The sequence below is a fragment of the Fodinibius salipaludis genome, from assembly GCF_002287075.1.
Taxonomy (GTDB): domain Bacteria; phylum Bacteroidota; class Rhodothermia; order Balneolales; family Balneolaceae; genus Fodinibius; species Fodinibius salipaludis.
Map to the genome: position 1 here is coordinate 52,603 of NZ_NSKE01000006.1, position 17,242 is coordinate 69,844.

Consider the following 17,242-nt stretch of genomic DNA (forward strand, 5'->3'; position numbering starts at 1 on the left):
TTAGTATAAGAAACACCGATACTGCTCCTAATTATTATTCAATCATGATTTTTTCGATCCCAAATAAATTTCCGTTACATCTTTTACTAATCACCATTTTTGTGATATATCTGCCCATCAGCGTTCATGCCCAATCTATTGATGAGGGTATTGAATATTACCAGCAGGGAGATTTTGAACAGGCTTTACAAATATTTAATGATATTGATACTCCTCAGGGAAGGTTGTTTTCAGGAAAATCATATTACAGCCTTGGCCAATACCTGACGGCTAAAACATATTTAAATCAAGTTAGCCAAGAAGCTGAGGATGAAATCTATCTTGAGGCAGAATATACCACGGCATTGGTTGACTTTCAGCTTGGATTGTATGGCGATGCACTTAATCGACTATATGAATTAAAAGATCAATCCGTAAAAACGCAGCTGGTAACTAATGGACGTCAGCTTTATAACGAAATTTTAGGCTATTTAACGCTTGATCAACGAAAAAGTGCCTTTCAACAGGCTAAGGACCCAGAAATAAAGTACGACCTGATTGAAGCAGCAATCGGATCAGTGCCTCTTGAAGATGCTCGTACCCTTTATGCTCAACTTGTTCAATCAAAAATTGATACCACCAGTGCGAACATGCGCGAGTTATCCGAAACCCTTTCTGATTCCGTGAATTATGCAACTGAACGCAGATATGGCAATCAGGTTAAAGCCCCCGAGGGAATTGTTTATGATATTGGTGCTGCCCTACCCTCCCACTCCGATTCCGGTTCTGAATTCGAAGTGGCCCGGGGATTACACTTTGGATATGTATTAGCTGCAGAAGAATTCAACCAGCAACAGGCTAATAAAAAAGCATTTATCAGGCATCAAAATACGGCGGCCAATATGGATTCTGCCGGTCATGCTATGACCAATCTCGCTTGGAATTATCATGCTGATGTGGTATTGGGTCCGCTATTTTCGGAACCGGCTCGCAAGATGGCCGGCTTGGCTGAGCAGTACCAGATTCCATTGATAGCTCCTTTGGCTAATTCAGACACACTGAATGTGGACAATCCTTTTGTATACCAAGCGAATCCTACATTTGCCTCTCATGGACGTAAAATGGCTGAATACGCGGTCCAAAATATGAAGATGGATACCTTGGCAGTGTTTGCAGAGAAAAATTCTCTGGGAGAAGCTTCAGCTTTTGCATTTAGAGACAAAGCTGAAAAGCTGGGGGCTAAAGTTGTGCATTTCTTTGTTGAAGATCTGGAATCAGAAGGATACGATCTTACTGATTATACCAAATTTTTTACCACCGACAGTGCAAAAATAGATAAAATGAAAAATCACCATCAGTTAGATGGAATTTATGCACCGTTTACAGGACAAGCCGCTTCTACCCTTGCCGAATTACTTCTGGTAGATATGGAGGCAATGGGTAGCGATATTCCGATACTGGGCTCACAAGAATGGGGTAATTTTAATATTCCTGAAATTCAGCTTGAAAATCAGCCTGTTTATTTTTCGGAGAGTTATTATATCGATGAAAAGAGTGAGCGAGTGGAGCAGTTCAGGAAAACATTCAAAAAACGTTTTGATACCGAACCTAACCGTTTTGCCATGATTGGCTACGATGTTGCCTCGTACGTTTTAAAGACTCTTAACCGCATCGAAAACTCGGCTTATTTGAAGAATGCTTTAAAGACACAACCAATGTACAAAGGGATTATCAGCAACATTAATTTTAAAGGCAGTCATATCAATCAAGAAGTAAAAATCTTTGAAATATCTGAGAATGGAATTCGCCCAGTGCTAAAACAGGATTAATTCCCGTTTTGTTTTTGCTCGTTATTTCGTTTGATTCGGTATTGCTCTTGTAACCACTTTCGCCATTTGGCACTTTTCTGTTTGTGCTCCTCAAAAGTTTTTGAAAAAGCATGTTCCCCCTTTGGAGTTGCTACCATATATAAATAGTCATGATCTTCGGGATAAAGTGCCGATCTAATAGATACTAAATCAGGATTGGTAATGGGTCCGGGTGGTAATCCACGGTACAAATAAGTGTTATAGGGATGATCAACCTGATAATCCTCATATAACAGGCGCCTGCGTTCCCCTACGGCGAAATTCACGGTGGGATCTGCCTGCAAACGCATGCCCCTGTTTAGCCGGTTCCAATAAAGTCCGCTAATGGTTCTTTTCTCCTCCCTGTTTCGAGCCTCCCATTCAATAATTGAGGCCAGGGTAATAATCTCATCTACCGATCGATTTAATTCCTCCATTTGTTCCTGCTCAGACTCAATCACTGCTTTATCAAACTCATTTAAAATGCGCTTAAAAAAGGATTCTGGGGAGATGGTCCAATACACTGAATAGGTATTGGGAAATAACCTGCCAACAACATCTTTTTGGTCGAGTTCATGCTTGGCAATAAATATTGAATCCTTAAGCGTTTGATGAAAAGTAAGTGAATCAAACTGTAGTTGATTGGCAACTTTAGTAACGATATCTCCCTTAGTTCTACCCGGTAAAATAGTCACTGAAACCGGATCCTGAATCCCACGGGCCAGCTTGGAAAGAAATTCTTCGTATTCGTATGGCTCGTCAATCAAATAGTGACCCGCTTGAAAGTTTCGCCACCCCAATAAATTAGCTGCCCATCTAAGTTCTTCCTCACTTTCTACATAGGATGAATCGACCAGAATACTCGATAATTCATCGAGGGTGGTACGCTTATCTAAGTACAAATGCGCTGGTTTATCAGATGATATAGCCTGTCCATTGTAAAGTGTGGCCCATCTCATACCGGCAACTGAAAAAGCAGTTACCAATAATAATATCGTACCAACTATAAATTCATTTTTAGAAACTGGGACAAATTGTTTAGATAGCAAAATAAACCGCAATTAAGTGATTAACGCTGTTGCAGTTTAGACAAAAGTCGAAGTATTTCGATATACAACCAGACAAGAGTAATCATAAGTCCGAATGACGTATACCATTCAAAATACTTGGGAGCATTTGCCTCGGCTCCTTTTTCTATCATATCGAAATCAAGAGCAAGATTTAAGGCAGCAACCCCCACTATGATAAGACTAAACCCAATGCCCATAAATCCCGAACCGTGGATCAGGCTTATATTTATCCCAAAAAAGCTTAATACGAAGCTGGCTATATAAACTAAGAAAATCCCACCTGTTGCGGCTACAACGCCTGTCCGAAACTTTTTAGTCACTTGTATCATACCAGAACGATAAGCAAAAAGCATAGCCGCAAAAACACCGAGTGTCAATAAAATAGCATTGTAGACTATCCCAGAATAAGCGGCCTCGTACATAACTGAAATCCCGCCCAGGAATAATCCCTCCAGTCCGGCATATAGCGGTGCTGTAAATGGAGACCATTCCTTTTTAAAAATAGTGGCCATCGCGACAATAAATCCGCCAATGGCCCCGCCCCAAATAAGCAACTGTGAAGGCTGGTACCAGCTTATAGATGCTCCCAAAAGAAGAATTAGAAAGAGCATCCCCGTTTTATTAATGGTACCGCTTACCGTCATGGTGCCTTCTGAGGGGGCAGCTGTTCTATCTAAATTTTGAAAAGTCTTTTCGCTTAGCGTAGGATTTCCGGATCTCATATAACTAATTATGTTTGAAATTTTGAGTGTCTAATATACAACCTCACTGGTAGGAATAACAATATTTGAAGTCAAAAATTATAATCCATTTTACGTGTAACAATGTGTTTAGTTATGCGTAATGACAATTGGAAGAGCAATAATTTGGAGTTACCTAACTCCAAATGCCCTATAGAAAGAGCTCTCGGTTTTGATCGGCCGGGAGCTTCTATTTTATCCCTACCCTCCTCGTTGTTCAAATTATTTCAAACATAGAGGCAACCCTTTCCCTAAAAGTCTTGTATAATTAATTAGAAGAGATAAAAAACTATTAAATGGGATAGGTTCTGTTTTGATCAAAAAGATCATACAAGGCTGTCGAAAACGGCAGCGAAAAAGCCAAAAGAAGCTTTACAAAATGTTCTATGCTTATGGCATGAGCATTACCCTGAGGTATGCCGACTCCAGAGAACAAGCCGCAGAAGTGCTGAATGATGCTTTTATGAAGGTTTTTACCAATATCGAAAAGTACGATCCGAATCGTCCTTTTAAACCTTGGTTACGCCAAATAATTGTGAATACAGCTATTAATCAATATCACAAAAACCAGAATAAGCTTCAGCAGACCGATTTGGAATCAATAAATCACAAACCCGCCCGGAAACAGGAAGTCTTAAGCGGGATGTCTTATGATGAGATTATAGAAATGGTCCAACAGCTTACCCCCGCTTATAGAACGGTTTTTAATCTCTATGTAATAGAAGGGTTTAAGCATAAGGAAATTGCCGATACGCTCGATATTGCAGTTGGTACTTCAAAATCAAATTTAGCGAAAGCTAAAAAGAATCTGCAGTCGATCGTAGAGAAAAATTTTATCTAAAATACTATGGGTAACGAACAACATAACGATCCCCTTGAAGAATTCTTCAGAAAGAAGGTTCGTGAATACGATATAGAGTATAAGGAAGAAGATTGGCGTAAGCTCGAAAGCAGGCTTGATGCCAAAGGAGCTAACAAAGACTCTCAGAATTATTGGAAACGCTATATAACCGCTGCTGCCGTTATTTTGCTGTTTTCCGTTTTGGGATACTACACCTATCATCAACAACAAAAAATAAATCAGCTCAATGAACGAATAACAAGAAGTGAACAGACCGCCAATCCCCAAAATGGTCCTTTGGGAATTTCACCTGATGAGCTTTTCTATTTTTCTTTTCCTGATAATCCATCATATACACTACCTGAAGACAGGTCAAATGTTGATCAAAGTCCCGAAAATATTGCCGACGTATCTCAAAACAATCGATACGAATCCCAAAGGGATGATAACACGAATAATAATTCGCAGCGGCAACTCGCTATCGCAGATTCGTATCAGGAACCAATAGATTTGGCAACGCTTTCGGAATCAGCCAAGCTTTCTACCGGAGATATCCGTGTTGGTATTGAAGCCCTTGGTTTTGCCAGCAATAATTTAACTCCTACTAATACCCTTTACCGGTCAACTTTTGTTAACAATACACCAACAAGTTCTAATGTATTTAACCAGCCTCTCGAGCGCCAATCCCCTCAATTAACGGTAGGTCTTATGGGGGGACCGGATATCAGCACCGTTGGTGGAATTTCGGATTTCTATGATCCCGGTTATAAAATTGGATTATCTGTGGAATACCATATTTCCAAAAATTTTGCCCTCTCGGTCGGGGCAATACATTCTAAGGTACAATACACGGCCGGCGGAAATGATTATAATCCCCCCGAGGGATATTGGTCATACGGAGGGGCACCCCAAGAAACTGTTGGGCGATGTCTTCTTATCGATATCCCGATTAGCTTAAAATACAACCTTATGCACTTCCACAATTCAAAACTTTTTGTGACCGGCGGGGCTTCTTCATACATCATGCTCAATGAAGATTATCAATTCCAATATAATAGCTACTCGACCGGACAGCAGCAACGCTGGCAAGAACGCACCGGTACCCGCCACTGGATGAGTAATGCTGTTTTATCCTTGGGATATGAAATGGATCTCAGAAAAAATATCAGTTTACGCGTTGAACCATTTATCAAAGTTCCTATGCGAGAAGTCGGCTGGGGTAATGTCAAACTCTACTCAATGGGATCATTTATCTCGGTTAATTACAACATCTTTTGATGCTATAATCACCTAAATACCATGAGTCCCAAATCGGAGGTTACCAATGGAAAAACCAAACTCATTCTACATAAATGATACATGGTTCATTAATCGTATCTCAGTTCAGTCAAGATTTCTTATTATAATTTGCATCTGCTTTTTCAGCCTTGTTTTAGCTTCCTGTGGTGGAGATGGCAACAGCACTGGTCCTGCCCCCGATCAAGATCCCGACCCTGATCCGGATCGGAAAGTAAGTTTCTCTCAGGACATCTCTCCCATTTTTCAAGCCTCTTGCGCCGGAAGTGGATGTCATGATTCCGGGACTCAAGAAAGCGGTGTCAACTTGAATTCCTATGATGATGCCATGAATAGCGTAGGAACTCAATATGAGGAAAAGGTGATTAATCCCGGCAATCCCGATGAAAGTCCGCTGGTAGATAAAATTGAGCCGGATCCACAAGAAGGCCAGCGCATGCCCTATCAGCGCGACCCATTATCTCAGGCAAATATCGATTCCATCAGGGCTTGGATTGAAGACGGTGCGCCCGACAACTAATCATTTAAAATGTAATTAACAGCTAAACAATTGATGAGCAAAGCCACTTACATATTATCCGGATTCTTTTTTGCACTCGTATTTCTTACCGCTCCTATATCGGGCTCTGCGCAGAGTTATATGACTGAATCGGGACATGTGGAATTTGACTCTTCAGTCCCCCTGCATTCTTTTACGGGAGTATCGGATTACCTGGTAGGAAAAATAGCGCTAAATGACTCCATCGTAGATTTCTATGTAGATGTGAATACCCTGGAAACCGGAATCGGAAAGCGAGACAACGATATGCTAAAAACACTCGAGGCTGAAAAATATCCCTTTGCAGAATTTTATGGCAAGATAGTATCGGATTTAAACTCCATTACTGATAAACCGCAAGAAGTTACGGTAGAAGGCGAATTCACCATTCATGGAGTATCAAAACAAACAACAATTACCGGCACGCTTCAAAAAGTACCGAAAGGAATTCATGTTGAGGCTTCGTGGACCCTTAACATGAAAGATTATAATATTGAGCCTCCCGGCATTTTGTTTTATCGCGTTAGTGAAAAAATAGACGTGTCTATTTCTGCCACATTAACCCCCAACTAATTTTCAAAACTTATGAGAGTACAACTGAAAATGTTATTGGTGCCCATTATTTTACTTCTTTTCTCAATGCAGAGCATTGCTCAGATGGAAAGAAAACGTGCAGAAACTGTAGAACCGGTTGAAACATTCTGGTCGCCAACTCTTATATCACAAGCCACTACTGAACATTTACCGGCCGGAAATCTTAATGTTACTATTATGCACAGTTTTGGAATTGCTACCACCAATCCCATCCAAAACTTTTTTGGACTGGATAATGTACAGAATGTCCGTCTGGGACTCGATTATGGCCTTACTGATCACTGGTCGGTAGGCATTGGACGGTCTTCGCTCTTCAACGTAGTTGACTTGCGAACAAAATATGCCTTAATGCGACAAAATACGGATGGATCAAAACCGATCAGCATATCTTTAAAAGGAGATCTCGGAATAGTTACCCAAGAAAACAGGCAACCTTTTAAGGATGACATAAGTACATTTACATCTGCAATTATATCAAAGAAAGTTAGTGAACAGATCCGTTTACAGTTAACTCCTATGTATGGGTATTTCGGTTCTGTCAATGGCGGAGATAACAATCATCTCGTTTCTGTTGGTATGGGAACCCAAATAAATCTGTCCGAACGTTTTGCTTTTATGGCAGAATACTATCCCATGATCGGAGAAAAGAACCCAAACACAAATAATGCCTTTTCACTGGGATTAAATATCCAGACCGGCGGACATGTATTCCAGCTGTTTTTCGCCTCTACCCGATGGCATCTGGAACAGTACACGATGGCCCAAAATCGCGAGCAATTCTGGACAGGAGATTTTCGCTTTGGTTTCAACGTCAACAGAATATTTGGCTTATAACTACTATTGGATCAGCGAAACAGCTTCCCGGGCAACCTCCCTATTATGCTCAAAAGCCAGATTCTTGTAGTTGATAACATCCACTATTGTCCCAATGAAACAGAGTCCCGCAGTAAACAGATATAACAGCCCCATCCCCAGTTGGCCAACGAGAAATCGATGAATACCTGCTACACCAAAAAAGCCAATGAGTGCCGTCAACAATATCGTCTGTGGATCTTGCCTTCGAGCTCTATAAACTTTCGCAAATCTGTCGGCTGACTTTTCATCCATAGACTCCATCACTTTTGAGATATAAGCCGCTTCGTCTCCCTCAAGTTCAGGTAAATAATCTATCATATTAGCCATAATATTTTCCAGTTTTGTTATAGTTTAAATAGTTTTGAGAAAACAGATAAAAAATCCTTCCCAATAAAGTAATCAAAGCAAAAGGACCTAACATATTTGCTTGCAATGCATTACTAAAATCTCCTCGAAATATAAAAGATATCGAATGACCCAATCCATCGCCCGGACAATACGGGAAATTCATGTTTTCTAACAAGCACAGCCCCGGACCAGTGGTCGTATACGGATCCATAAACGCCATCAACAAAAGCCCCACACAAAAGGCTGTAATTTCAAAATAATTACGGTATACATATCCTATTGATTCTTTCATCACAGTAGAAGTACGAGAGTTTATCAACTGAGGTTACAATAAAGAAGTAAATAAAAGTTAAAAGTGTAAGAAATTTTTATTTGATTGGAACTCAAAACCAGGAATTACTATCTATCTCGCTTTGTTAACACCTCTGAATTATCTGACGATTAAATCTCCAATAAACAGCATGACTAATCAAACCCAACGAAACCGTTATTCTTTTCATCTTTTAAATACGTTCGCCCGTTATCTTCTTTTATGCACAGCTTTATTTGTCTCCCTTTCAATTACCACATATGCCCAAGAGGTTGATGACAGCTTAAAGGTTGATCTTGATCCTATTGAAGTTACGGCCATGCATTCGGTTGTCAGCTCATCGGATGCTCCGGTAGCCCTGAGTACCCTCTCGAGAAATTTAGAGGAAATAAATGGCACTGCTACGCTGTCGTTGGAAGATATTAGCCAGCAAATGCCCGGCATTTGGGTTAGTGATCGTCAAAATTATGCATTGGGGGAACGCCTAACGATTCGGGGTGTGGGCTGGCGTGCTGCCTTTGGGGTTCGCGGCGTCCAGGTTGTACTCAATGATATGCCTTTAACAGTAGCCGATGGGCAGACCATGCTCAATATTGTAGATCCTTCGTTTATCCGTCGCGCTGAGCTACTCCGAGGCCCTGCAGCAGCCTATTGGGGAAACAGCAGCGGTGGTGTTTTATATTTGTCTACCAAAGCACGTTCTGAACAGGGCAATAGTTTCCGCCTTAAAACAATGGGCGGCTCCTTTGGAACGCAAAAAGTTGAAGGAGAATTTTCCGTTCGTAATTCAAAACATCAAATGACGGGCTATACCAGCTACTTGAATACCGATGGATACCGGGATTACAGTGCCGCCCAGGTATTTCGATCAGGGGTTACGGGTGCTGTTAATCTTACTTCCAAGAGTCGACTTGAATATCAGACAGCTATTATAAACATGCCCAAAGCCCAGCACCCAAGTGCCCTAACCGCGCAGGATGCTGAAAATAATCCCACCAATGCAGTATCTTCTTTCGTTGATGCGGGTGCCGGCAAACAATTAACCCAACAGCAAGCAGGATTGTCATACATGCTTGAAACCGGTGCAGGCACGTTCGATATCACCGGTTATGGCATTTATCGTGATTTGAATAACCCTCTCCCCTTTGGTATTATTACTGTTAACCGTTCCGCCGGCGGATTGCGAACGACTTTCGATAAGGAGTGGGATCAGCTTAAAATTAAAATGGGGATTGAAACCAAATTCCAAAACGACGATCGAGAAGAGTTTCAAAATACGGGAGATGCCAAACGAGGTGCTACTACGGTTGACCAAGTTGAAAAAGTGTGGAACCAAGCTGTCTTTTCTACCGCAACCTATTCATTAGGGAAATTCAATATTCTGGGTGGCCTGCGGTACGATAGAATAAACTTCAGTACGGATGCCAACACCGCATCACAATCCGGAGATCGTACTTTCAAGTCGGTAAGTCCAAGTCTGGGAATTAATTACCGCCCGGGCAATCAAAATATATTTGCGAATGTGAGCACCTCATTTGAAGCTCCCACTACCACTGAACTGGTTAACAGGCCCGGCGGCGGCAACGGTTTTAACCCCAAATTAAAACCCGAGCAAACAATCGGTTTAGAAACCGGAATCAGAGGCCATATCCAATCCAGTGCCCTTACGTACGATTTAACATTCTATCGACTATGGATTGACGATCTGCTATTCCCCTACCAACTTGAAACTGACGGGCCAACCTTTTATCGAAACCAGGGAGAAACCCGCCACACCGGTATAGAAGCACAACTCGGATGGCAAATTCATCAGGATTTAAAATTATCGGCCACTACAACGGTTACAAATGCCACATTTAAAGAGGTGCAACCTGATTCACTTAAAGGCAACGAAGTGCCGGGCATTGCTCCCTTTCGGTTGAATGGAAAAGCAAGCTGGACGCCCGGGAACTTTTTACTTTCGCTCACCTATAAGCATGTAAGCAGTTATATGGCTGATAATCGAAATACTGCCGAAAATGATGCTTACCATGTGTTCGATGGTTCATTCAGCTTTCAAAAGCTTTTTAGCACGCAAGATGTTGAGGTCCAACCCTTTATAGATATTAACAATCTATTTGATACTCGTTACAATGGATCTGTTACCGTAAATGCTTTTGGTGGCCGATATTTTGAACCGGCCCCCGGCAGAAATTGGCAGGCAGGTATTTCGTTAAACTTTTAAAAATCAATAACCTACATAAATCTTTTTTAACTTGTAACAAATGGCGCTTTTACTATCTTGATTATATAAACATGATAGTAAACAGGACCCTATTATGATTAAACACATTCTTTTTGTCATTTTACTGATTGGCGGTGTCTATTACTACTGGACCACGCATCCGGTAGAACATGGACCCGGCGTGGTAGCACCTGAAGCCCCTGTTCAGGAAGTTACCTATAATGCCGATACGTTCAATTACAAAGGTTTTGATATAACCCCCAAAGCCAATATTGATCTCGAGGCGCGGATACTTTCAATAAAAAATTACTATTTTGATCAGTATTCAGATCTCGCTCCTACTGATATTGTTGTTGGTTGGGGCCCGATGTCTGATGAGCGTAATCTAAGCTCAATGATGGTTCGTCAATCTGACCGTTCCTTTTATTATGAAATGGCGAAACCTCCCATCGAGAAAACCGAGATGTGGAAAAACGCATCCAATATGCATTTAATCGGCTCAACAAAGCAGATACGAGAGAAGATAAACACACTCAGAGAGGGACATATTATTCGCATCGAAGGATACTTGGTCAATGCCTCATCAACCAAAGAGGGATGGACCCTTAAAAGTTCGTTGAAAAGAGATGATATTGGAAAAAATGCCAGTGAATTAGTTTGGATTAAAAGCCTTACTATTCTTTAATTGGATGCTATAAAATCACATCCAATTAAGAATATATTTTTCTATGTCGTGGCTCAAAGATGTTATTGTTGATATCCTGGCAACCGCTGCCATTATCGCTGCAGTGCTAACTTCCAACTTCTTCTTAAAAGGTCTTGTTTGGGGATATACGGGACTGCTGCTTTTTGTTAAACTGCTTGTCTACTTCGGTGATGGTTTTATGAATATGATGAATAAGGCTGAAACCACCGCCCCCGATTGGTTTACCCACCTCCTTTATGCCACCAATACAGGAGTGCTTTTATATTTCCAGTGGTGGTATGCCGGCGCTGGATGGGGCGTTATCTGGTGTTTATCTTATCTAACTCAGCGTAAGCTGGATCAAAAGTAAGCCCTCCTCACTCAATGGATGGGATTGTCCGTCAATCACAACCTTATATCAACTCCCGAACTTTTTGTTTTTTTTAAGACTCCAAAATCCTTAGATGTTTTAGTTTCAATATTACGTCGGATTTGTGATGTTAAAGAAGAGATTATATTCCCATATAATCCTTTACCTTTTACAAAATGAATGAGCAGCAAAATACCGTCGTTGCAACGGCCGTTGCCAGCCTGATACTTGTGATAGTCTTTCTGTGCCCCTGGCGCATCGAATCATCCAATGAACTCAGGTGGAGTCCGATATACCAGTCACCAATGACCTACGTTCAGACCTACGATACCCAGCTAAGAGATTCAAGGATCAAATCAGAAGAAGCTCATATTGCTGTTGGGTTCCTGGCGCTGGAAGTGCTGGTTGTCATTGCCGCCGCAGGTGTTCTTTTCGTATTCTTTGCGGATCCGGATTATGATGACCGGGGACCTCCTAAAGTTTAAAACTGTTTTACATGCCTGTTAAACGTGATGCCCTCCCTCATTTTTTATGATTACAATTTTATTTTCAGATAATTTCAGCACTTTGGCACCTGCAGCTGTAACGCCAACCGCTATCCAGCACTCATCATGTACATCTGTATTACCCTAACATAAATCAAGACTATAATTCTTAAGCACAATTCTTACTATGCGTTTCCTTTTAATATTATTTTCCATTTTTAGTTTAGCTTTCTCCAATTCCGTTGTTGGCCAACCTTCAGAAGAATCATCCGCTACCGGAGACAATATTGACAAAACAAAAGTCCTTGTTTTAGCCACGCATCACATTAGCCATTATGAGGACGTTTTTTCTCCAACACTTGTTGATTCTTTAGTCAATGTTTTAGAAGACTATTCACCCACTTTAATTGGCGTAGAAGTACTGCCAGGTGCCCAAATTGCCGAGATGGAACGACGGGGCGGCCCTTATGACTCATGGCTTATTTCTTTTGCAAAGGAACAACTTAAATATGGATCAGCGGCACAAGAAGCGCTTGATATTTCTTGGCGAAAAGCGAACATGACAGCTGACTCTCTGTTGGGCAAAGCTCAACGCACACAAGAAATTACTGACAGTACAAGATTAGAACTAATCAACCATCTGCTTGCTTCTTACCGTTTGCATACGGCTGCCCTGCAATGGTCTTATTTGAGTGAAGAGACTCAATCGAATCAATCGGTTATTTCCGAAAGTGCTGTAAAAGGGCTCACTGAGACCCTCAACGCTGCAGACGAAACTGCATCGATTTCACTTCGGCTTGCTCATCTGTTAAATTTACAACGGGTATATCCCATAGATGATCATTTGGAGAAAGATAGTTATTATTCAAAAAATGACACTCAACTTGATAAAGAATTAGATGATTCTACGGTACAAGCATTAAGGAATGCTCCATATTTAGTCAAACAGGGAAATCTTTTGGAACAAGGAGTCGAAGACAGTACATGGTTCCCTTTATACCAGTATATGAATTCTCCTGCCTTTATTGATAGAGACAAAGAAAGACAATGGCGTAATATTTTTCTTGAAACTTCTAACAAAACCTTACGCTCTCGGCTTGCTCTTTGGGAAGAACGCAATCTGAGACATGCTGCTCATATTCGTTCTGCAACTGCTCGCAAGCCGGGTGGTCGCGTTTTAATTACCATAGGGGCTTCTCATAAGTCATTTCTTGATTCTTATCTAAAAGAGATGATGGGAATTGAAGTGATACATCTAAGTGATCTAATAAAAGAATAGATATAAATGTCTGCCCTACGTATTAAGCGGGGGCACTTCTCTCTTTTGCATGTTACGGATTAGAAATCTACAATGGGGTTTAGAATGAATAAACTAAGGTTAGCTGCCTTTGAATTCCAGAAAAAACCATGTTCAAAAATGACCTTCTAAATTATTCTGGAATACTGGGAGCGTTTCTATTTATGATTACCACTGCCATCGGTGGCGCTCTTTTTGATGGTTATAGCCATATCTCTCAGTATATCAGTGAATCATATGCTTATGGTACTGAATACGGGCATTTGCTGCGCTGGTTAGGCTATATTCCCAGTGGTTTATTGATTGGATTTTTCCACTTTATGGTGGCAAAAAAATTAAAAGACAATAAATACATATTTATTGGTCTTATTGGTTTTGGAATTCTTTATGGAATATTCACCTCATTAGTAAGTGTATTTCCGTGTGACTTTGGGTGTAATCGTAATTATTCGGATTCGAGTGTATCCCAATTCATTCATACCGTTCTGAGTCTTTTCACATATGCGTTAACACCATTCAGTATATATTTTACAGGAGTTGGTTTTAAGAAGTTAGCCAACTTTAAAGTGCTTTTCAGGCTTTCAACACTTCTTAGCATAGCCGTATTTACTTTTGGTATGGTATTTCTTCTTAATGCTAATAGTCCGATTGCTGGTTTACTTCAAAGGATCACAGAAGCCATGTATCTTTTTTGGATAATTTATTTTTCGGTATTCTTGATAAAATATAACAAGAGATTAAAATAATGGGATTGGCAGGGAATAATTCAATCAAATCGTAGTATTAATAGATTAAAACCTAATATAGAGGGTTTAATCTATCATTGGTTATAACCTTATCCTCTGAAACCTTTATAGTAGAATTTGCGAATACCAAATAAGCAAAATTTAATTTATTCCAGTAAATGTATTGAAAAAATATCTGCCCATTGTTACTGTATTGTGTCTATTTAAGCTGGCCGTCCATTGGTATGGGAACCAAAATTACGGATTCCATCGGGATGAGTTGCTGCATTTATCAGCAAGTGAGCATTTGGATTGGGGGTTTATAGAATTTCCCCCGTTTATTGCATTGATTGGAAAGCTCCCCTACTGGTTGTTTGACTATTCTTTAATGGGTGTACGGCTTTTCCCTACCCTGGCCGGGATAGGTATCCTGATCCTGTGTTGCTACATGGCCAAAGAACTGGGTGGTAAATATTGGGCTGTTTTACTGGCCGGATTATGTGTGTTAGCGTTTGTTTCTTTTTACCGAAACCATACCCTGTTTCAGCCGGTAGCATTCAATCAATTTTTCTGGACGTTGGGCTTTTTCGTCTTAATTAAGTACCTAAAAACCAAACGGACATCATGGCTATTTCTTCTGGGTGTGGTAGGCGGTGTCGGGCTTATGAATAAATATCTGATGCTCGTTTGGGGGTTCGGGGTTGCCGTCGGCTTGTTGTTTTATAACAAAGGGCGTCTATACAAGTCGCTCGGAATCTATGGCGCAGGGCTTATCGCCCTGCTCATCTTTCTACCGAACATCATTTGGCAGTATCAGCACGATTGGCCCGAATTACTCCACCTCGCAGAACTGCAATCCGAACAGCTGGATGGACAAGGTGCTTTCGCTTTTATCTTTGGGCAACTGGATTCAATCTTCACCTTGGCCGTATCACTTATTGGGGGAATTGCCCTTTTCAGAGGTCAACGCTTAAAAATGTATCGAAGTGTGGGTATAGCTGTTGGCATCATTTTCCTCACTTTTTGGCTTTTACAAGCCAAAGTATACTATTTTTTCGGGGCTTATCCGGTGCTGTTCGCAGCCGGTTCTGTTAAACTGGAAGCTTGGTTACAGCAAACAAAACGCCACTGGAATTATGCAGTCGCAGGTTTAATTTTTCTACCAAGCCTTCCATTTATCCCGGAGGCTACCCCCTTACTGCCCATCGAGCAGTATGTAGCTTATATGGACCTGGAAGAAGAAAACGAACGGATTGAGTTGACCGGTGATTATGCGGATATGTTCGGCTGGGAGGAACAAGTGCAACTTGTGGATAGTATTTATCAGAGCCTTGATTCATTGGAACAAGAAGACATTGTACTTTGGGCTGAAAACCATGGCGAAGCCGGGGCATTGCAGATCATCGGTAACAAATACGGGTTGCCAGATCCTATAAGTCGTCACGGTAGTTTTTGGCTTTGGGGATTTGACAATCCGAATGCAAAAGTTTGGATCAGCATAGGCAATGAAAAAGAGTCGGTAGAACAGGTATTTGAAGAAGTGAAATTGGTTAAAATGATTTATCACAAATATGCGATTGGCGAAGAAAATGGGATTCCATTATATATATGTAGAAAGCCAAAAGTGAACATCGCAGAGTGGTGGGCTGAATATGAGGAGCATGTTTTTGATTAAAGCATACCAACAACCAGCAAACCCGTACATTAATGCGGACCCCTATGGATCGGGACACCTCAAGCCTCGCCATCTGCTTGCCTCCCTTCCATTTATTAGTTAATATTTTCGTTTTAAACCAATTCGATATTCAGACACCTGCAGGTTATGTGCAATATCGTTACGCCTTTTATTTATGATTAGAGAATTTGTTCTGCTTGTTTTCCTTTGCATATACATCCCCGGCTGTCAAGACACAGGCAATATAATCGTGGATACCAAGGCACCCACTCATGAGGTACAGATAAATGGAGAGATACAATTTCATGGCGAAATCTTATGGTCTGCCTCTGATAACTCACTAAATACAAAGATAAAGGCAAAAAATATCGGTACTGATACAGCCAGAATTGAAACAGGACCCTGCGCATTCAACATTATTGCTAATAATAAAAATAGTGAACCGGTTTGGTATAACCGACCTCCAGGTAAATACGTATGTCCCGATGAGTTAATCGTTTACAGGATTGCTCCGGAAGAGACAAAAGAGCTTACTGATCAAATGTATATTAGCGGGAAAAATTGGTTCTGGGATATTCCTGATGGAGATTGGCATTTTGTAGTAGAAAGCCGAACGAAATCAGGAAGAACGATCTCATTCACTGTAGATGAAACGAAAATAAATTGACTTTGGAATGAAGGTATAACCCATGAATTAACTTGGTCCCCGATGGATTGAGCCAGCGTAGGCCTCGCCATTCCCTTGCCTCCCTTCCATTTATTGAGCATAGTATTCCCTCTTTTTTTGCATCTTATGGTTTAGATATCTACCATAGGTTTTAGGATAATAAACTAAGGTTAAGTGGCTTCACAAATTAAACTTACATAACTATGAATCAATTGACTTTAAATCGACCAAAAGAAAACATTTTTAGATTACGATCCTATTCAATTGTTGTTGATGATGAACACGTTGCAAATTTACAGAATAACAGCCAACAGAAAGTGTTGCTGGACAGCAATGAAGCCACCATTCAAGCCAAAATTGGTTGGTTCGGAAAAGGAAGTCACTCTAAAAAATTACAGCTAAATGAGAAGAATGAACTTAAAGTTAATATTCAAGGCAATCAGTTTTATAATAAAGGGTTGGTAGTTTTCTTTCTATTATTGATCGCAGAGGTTGGTTCAGAATATCTTCTTGAAGGTTTTCAAACAACTACATCCATTATCCATTTATTGACATTGATAGTGGCCATCTATGTTATTTACACCTTAACCTTTGGTAAACATTCATGGATTACCATTTCTGAAGTATAATAGCATCCACCTAACCAGCGCACGATGTGGACAGGTCTCCCTATTTCCTTGCCTCCCTGCTATTTAT

General features: G+C 40.7%; 19 protein-coding genes. 15 read left to right on the forward strand and 4 right to left on the reverse strand.

Annotated features, from left to right (window positions below):
• Window positions 1–44 precede the first annotated feature (44 nt).
• Entirely contained in the window at window positions 45–1,808 is a 1,764-nt protein-coding gene (locus CK503_RS09110; RefSeq protein WP_095606501.1) for an ABC transporter substrate-binding protein, read from the forward strand.
• Here CK503_RS09110 and mltG read toward each other — a convergent pair.
• Both mltG and CK503_RS09120 read right to left on the reverse strand, forming a co-directional pair.
• Window positions 1,805–2,875 (reverse strand): endolytic transglycosylase MltG, encoded by a 1,071-nt coding sequence (gene mltG, locus CK503_RS09115; RefSeq protein ID WP_176466267.1) that lies wholly within the window; start codon window positions 2,873–2,875, stop codon window positions 1,805–1,807. The two genes, CK503_RS09110 and mltG, sit on opposite strands and share 4 nt — an antisense overlap.
• 20 nt (window positions 2,876–2,895) lie before the next feature.
• On the reverse strand, window positions 2,896–3,618 hold the full coding sequence (locus CK503_RS09120; protein WP_095606503.1) for a Bax inhibitor-1/YccA family protein: 723 nt from the start codon (window positions 3,616–3,618) through the stop codon (window positions 2,896–2,898).
• 331 nt (window positions 3,619–3,949) lie between these two features.
• Here CK503_RS09120 and CK503_RS09125 point away from each other — a divergent pair, with 331 nt between their 5' ends.
• From CK503_RS09125 to CK503_RS09145, 5 genes are read left to right on the forward strand one after another with little or no spacing between them, the layout of a single operon-like run.
• Window positions 3,950–4,477: an RNA polymerase sigma factor gene (locus tag CK503_RS09125; protein ID WP_255233373.1), complete on the forward strand. Its 528-nt coding sequence runs from the start codon at window positions 3,950–3,952 to the stop codon at window positions 4,475–4,477.
• Window positions 4,478–4,483: 6 nt separating this feature from the next.
• Window positions 4,484–5,755 (forward strand): outer membrane beta-barrel protein, encoded by a 1,272-nt coding sequence (locus CK503_RS09130; RefSeq protein ID WP_095606504.1) that lies wholly within the window; start codon window positions 4,484–4,486, stop codon window positions 5,753–5,755.
• Between the two features lie 46 nt (window positions 5,756–5,801).
• Window positions 5,802–6,293, forward strand: a complete 492-nt coding sequence (locus CK503_RS09135; RefSeq protein WP_095606505.1) for a c-type cytochrome domain-containing protein — start codon at window positions 5,802–5,804, stop codon at window positions 6,291–6,293.
• A gap of 33 nt (window positions 6,294–6,326) precedes the next feature.
• Window positions 6,327–6,884, forward strand: coding sequence for a YceI family protein (locus CK503_RS09140; RefSeq protein ID WP_095606506.1), 558 nt, complete (start codon window positions 6,327–6,329; stop codon window positions 6,882–6,884).
• A 12-nt stretch (window positions 6,885–6,896) separates the two neighbouring features.
• A complete protein-coding gene (locus CK503_RS09145; protein ID WP_141239910.1) occupies window positions 6,897–7,739 on the forward strand; it encodes a DUF5777 family beta-barrel protein in 843 nt (280 codons plus the stop codon).
• Between the two features lie 3 nt (window positions 7,740–7,742).
• Here CK503_RS09145 and CK503_RS09150 read toward each other — a convergent pair whose 3' ends face one another.
• Both CK503_RS09150 and CK503_RS09155 read right to left on the reverse strand, forming a co-directional pair.
• A complete protein-coding gene (locus CK503_RS09150) occupies window positions 7,743–8,087 on the reverse strand; it encodes a TM2 domain-containing protein (RefSeq protein WP_095606508.1) in 345 nt (114 codons plus the stop codon).
• Window positions 8,080–8,400 carry a DUF2752 domain-containing protein gene (locus CK503_RS09155; protein WP_095606509.1) on the reverse strand — a complete coding sequence of 107 codons (321 nt, stop codon included), beginning with the start codon at window positions 8,398–8,400 and terminating at the stop codon, window positions 8,080–8,082. The genes CK503_RS09150 and CK503_RS09155 overlap by 8 nt, the downstream gene beginning before the upstream one ends.
• A 169-nt stretch (window positions 8,401–8,569) precedes the next feature.
• On the opposite strand from CK503_RS09155, the gene CK503_RS09160 reads away from it, so the two are divergent.
• The 9 genes from CK503_RS09160 to CK503_RS09200 all read left to right on the forward strand — a co-directional run bounded on the left by CK503_RS09160 (window position 8,570) and on the right by CK503_RS09200 (window position 17,175).
• Window positions 8,570–10,642, forward strand: coding sequence for a TonB-dependent receptor family protein (locus CK503_RS09160; protein ID WP_095606510.1), 2,073 nt, complete (start codon window positions 8,570–8,572; stop codon window positions 10,640–10,642).
• A 94-nt stretch (window positions 10,643–10,736) separates the two neighbouring features.
• Window positions 10,737–11,327: a flagellar basal body-associated FliL family protein gene (locus CK503_RS09165; RefSeq protein ID WP_095606511.1), complete on the forward strand. Its 591-nt coding sequence runs from the start codon at window positions 10,737–10,739 to the stop codon at window positions 11,325–11,327.
• Between the two features lie 43 nt (window positions 11,328–11,370).
• Window positions 11,371–11,697 (forward strand): hypothetical protein, encoded by a 327-nt coding sequence (locus tag CK503_RS09170; protein WP_095606512.1) that lies wholly within the window; start codon window positions 11,371–11,373, stop codon window positions 11,695–11,697.
• Between the two features lie 305 nt (window positions 11,698–12,002).
• Window positions 12,003–12,182, forward strand: a complete 180-nt coding sequence (locus CK503_RS15995) for a hypothetical protein (RefSeq protein ID WP_141239911.1) — start codon at window positions 12,003–12,005, stop codon at window positions 12,180–12,182.
• Between the two features lie 187 nt (window positions 12,183–12,369).
• Window positions 12,370–13,461: a DUF5694 domain-containing protein gene (locus tag CK503_RS09180; protein ID WP_095606514.1), complete on the forward strand. Its 1,092-nt coding sequence runs from the start codon at window positions 12,370–12,372 to the stop codon at window positions 13,459–13,461.
• 128 nt (window positions 13,462–13,589) lie between these two features.
• Window positions 13,590–14,225 (forward strand): DUF998 domain-containing protein, encoded by a 636-nt coding sequence (locus CK503_RS09185; RefSeq protein WP_095606515.1) that lies wholly within the window; start codon window positions 13,590–13,592, stop codon window positions 14,223–14,225.
• A gap of 163 nt (window positions 14,226–14,388) precedes the next feature.
• Complete coding sequence (locus CK503_RS09190) at window positions 14,389–15,879, forward strand: ArnT family glycosyltransferase (RefSeq protein ID WP_095606516.1); 1,491 nt, start codon at window positions 14,389–14,391, stop codon at window positions 15,877–15,879.
• 250 nt (window positions 15,880–16,129) lie between these two features.
• On the forward strand, window positions 16,130–16,546 hold the full coding sequence (locus CK503_RS09195; RefSeq protein WP_141239912.1) for a hypothetical protein: 417 nt from the start codon (window positions 16,130–16,132) through the stop codon (window positions 16,544–16,546).
• 203 nt (window positions 16,547–16,749) lie between these two features.
• Window positions 16,750–17,175, forward strand: coding sequence for a hypothetical protein (locus tag CK503_RS09200; protein ID WP_095606518.1), 426 nt, complete (start codon window positions 16,750–16,752; stop codon window positions 17,173–17,175).
• Window positions 17,176–17,242: the final 67 nt, after the last annotated feature.

Coding starts and splice junctions, on each gene's coding strand:
- CK503_RS09110 (WP_095606501.1), top strand. CDS start 45: ATGATTTTTTCGATCCCAAATAAATTTCCGTTACATCTTTTACTAATC.
- CK503_RS09120 (WP_095606503.1), bottom strand. CDS start 3,618: ATGAGATCCGGAAATCCTACGCTAAGCGAAAAGACTTTTCAAAATTTA.
- CK503_RS09130 (WP_095606504.1), top strand. CDS start 4,484: ATGGGTAACGAACAACATAACGATCCCCTTGAAGAATTCTTCAGAAAG.
- CK503_RS09135 (WP_095606505.1), top strand. CDS start 5,802: ATGGAAAAACCAAACTCATTCTACATAAATGATACATGGTTCATTAAT.
- CK503_RS09140 (WP_095606506.1), top strand. CDS start 6,327: ATGAGCAAAGCCACTTACATATTATCCGGATTCTTTTTTGCACTCGTA.
- CK503_RS09145 (WP_141239910.1), top strand. CDS start 6,897: ATGAGAGTACAACTGAAAATGTTATTGGTGCCCATTATTTTACTTCTT.
- CK503_RS09150 (WP_095606508.1), bottom strand. CDS start 8,087: ATGGCTAATATGATAGATTATTTACCTGAACTTGAGGGAGACGAAGCG.
- CK503_RS09155 (WP_095606509.1), bottom strand. CDS start 8,400: ATGAAAGAATCAATAGGATATGTATACCGTAATTATTTTGAAATTACA.
- CK503_RS09160 (WP_095606510.1), top strand. CDS start 8,570: ATGACTAATCAAACCCAACGAAACCGTTATTCTTTTCATCTTTTAAAT.
- CK503_RS09165 (WP_095606511.1), top strand. CDS start 10,737: ATGATTAAACACATTCTTTTTGTCATTTTACTGATTGGCGGTGTCTAT.
- CK503_RS09170 (WP_095606512.1), top strand. CDS start 11,371: ATGTCGTGGCTCAAAGATGTTATTGTTGATATCCTGGCAACCGCTGCC.
- CK503_RS15995 (WP_141239911.1), top strand. CDS start 12,003: ATGACCTACGTTCAGACCTACGATACCCAGCTAAGAGATTCAAGGATC.
- CK503_RS09180 (WP_095606514.1), top strand. CDS start 12,370: ATGCGTTTCCTTTTAATATTATTTTCCATTTTTAGTTTAGCTTTCTCC.
- CK503_RS09185 (WP_095606515.1), top strand. CDS start 13,590: ATGTTCAAAAATGACCTTCTAAATTATTCTGGAATACTGGGAGCGTTT.
- CK503_RS09200 (WP_095606518.1), top strand. CDS start 16,750: ATGAATCAATTGACTTTAAATCGACCAAAAGAAAACATTTTTAGATTA.